Genomic DNA, 2268 nt, shown 5'->3' with positions numbered 1-2268 from the left:
CCCTCCATGTCAGACTAGTTGTCGCGTCACCCGAATCACTTTAATACAAACATGGGGGCGGATAGCGAATGGAAGATGAAGCGTTATTCAGCGCGAACGCGGGAGTGGGCGGTCGAACAGATGATGCCGCCGTTTAATCGAGCGGTGATCGAGTTGTCGGGGGCGACGGGCATCACGACGGTGACGCTGCACACCTGGCGGCGCAATGCACGTAATGCAGGGGAATTCATGCCGGGCAATGGCAAGACGAGCGATCGATGGTCGAGCGCCGACAAGTTCAGAGTGGTGCTGGAGACGGCGCCGCTGAGCGAGGTTGAGATCGCGCAGTACTGCCGCAGCAAGGGCATTTATCCGGAGCAGATCCGGCGGTGGCGCGAAGCCTGCGAGCAGGCCAATACGGCGCTTGAACCCAAGCCGGGTGCTGCTCAGCGGGGTGAGGCGAAGGTGGCGCACAAGCGCATCCGTGAACTGGAACGTCAGCTCAAGCGCAGCGATGCCGCCCGCGCGGAGGCGGGGGCGTTGCTGAACTTGCGAAAAAAAGCCGAAGCGATTTGGGGCAAGGAAGAGGAAGACTGATCAGCAGCCCAGATCGTGATGACGCCATGCAGTTGATCGATGAAGCCGTACAAGAAGGGGCTCGGCGCTGGCGTGCCTGCGCGGAGTTGGGGGTAAGTGTGCGCACGGTGCAGCGCTGGCAGCACACGCGTGAAGACGGACGTCTTCACGCGCACCATGGCGCGCCGGCCAACAAGCTGAGCGAGGCGGAGCGCCAAGCGGTGCTGGATGCGGCCAACCGTGTCGGTTACGCCAGCCTGAGCCCGCACCAGATCGTACCCAAGCTGGCCGATGAGGGGATTTATCTGGCCTCGGAATCGACGTTTTACCGGCTCATGACAGAGGCGGGACAAAACCAGCGGCGTGGGCGCACGCAGGCCCCGCAGCAGCGCGCGCCGACCACGCATCGTGCCGATGGCCCGAATCAGGTGTGGTGCTGGGACATCACGTGGATGCCCACGACTGTCCGGGGCCGGTACTTCTACTGGTACATGATGGAGGACATCTACAGCCGCAAGCTGGTGATGAACGAGGTGTGGGAGGAGGAGTCGAGCGAGCATGCGAGCGCGTTGCTGGAGAAGGCTTGTCTGCGTGAGGCCACGGCGGGGCACCCGGTGGTGCTGCATTCGGATAACGGTGGCGCGATGAAAGGCGCCGTGATGCGCGCGAAGATGGTCGATCTGGGCGTGGAGGCGTCGTTCAGCCGGCCGCGGGTGAGCAATGACAACGCCTTTGCCGAGGCGTTGTTCCGCACGGCGAAGTACTGTCCGCTGTGGCCCGAACGGCCGTTCGATACGCTGGAGCAAGCGCGCGTGTGGGTGCAGGGCTTTGTCGACTGGTACAACGACGAGCACCGTCACAGCGGCTTGAAGTATGTGAGTCCGAGCCAGCGACATCGCGGTGAGGCGGACGAATTGCTGGCCAAGCGGCGCCAGTTGTATGACGCAGCACGGGCACTCAATCCAGCACGTTGGTCGGGCCAAATCCGCGATTGGCATCTTGCAGACTCGGTTTATTTGAACCCCGAACGAACGGAGACAACTACCACAAAGTGTAAACAAGCCGCGTAACGGTTCACGCGACAACTACCTTGACACACGCCGCAAACGCGCAAAGAAACGAAGCAAAGAAACGCGTTCAAACCGCGAATACCAAAGTGTCCTCGTTGGTTATTTCGGGTCTTTGGCACGAACGTAGCGCGGCCCCCAAACACTTAACCCGCAGTCGAACCCCGCCCTCAAGCGCCAACAGCGCGCACACGCTTCGCCTCCACCGCCCTAAATCCGTCGCCGCGTGCGGCGACGCCCCCGACATCGCCGGAGGTAAGTTCCGTGCTAAACCCGGGGGAGCGGTCAGTTTTGGGTTTGACGCTTCTGGGTCGCGTGAGCGACCCAGAAGATATAGGCGAGGAACACGGGCGTGGATGGTGGGAGCACCAGCATACCGAGCGCTATACGGCCGTTGAGGCGAAGCGTATGCGTGCCGCTAGTGCTTGAGGGCGGTGTTCAACTGCGGATTGAATATTTGGGGCCGCGCTACGTTCGTGCCAAAAACCTGAAGTGATCGACGACGACACTTAAGAATTGGCGGTTTGAACGCGTTTCTTTGCTTCGTTTCTTTGCGCGTTTGCAAAGAAATGAAGTCCCGCCCCGGATAGGGGCTAACAGAAATAAGCAAGAAAATACGACTTATGCAGAACGACCACGCGAGAAG

The 2268-nt window shown here is 60.8% G+C and carries 1 pseudogene; it reads left to right on the top strand.

Features of this window, described 5'->3' with window-relative positions:
• The first annotated feature begins 75 nt into the window (after positions 1-75).
• Positions 76-1625, top strand: a pseudogene (locus WCA53_RS00780) (IS3 family transposase).
• The last annotated feature ends 643 nt before the right edge of the window (positions 1626-2268 follow it).

The sequence above is a fragment of the Caballeronia sp. genome (genome assembly GCF_049581465.1).
Taxonomy (GTDB): Bacteria; Pseudomonadota; Gammaproteobacteria; order Burkholderiales; family Burkholderiaceae; genus Caballeronia.
This window is presented reverse-complemented; position numbering and strand designations above follow the sequence as displayed.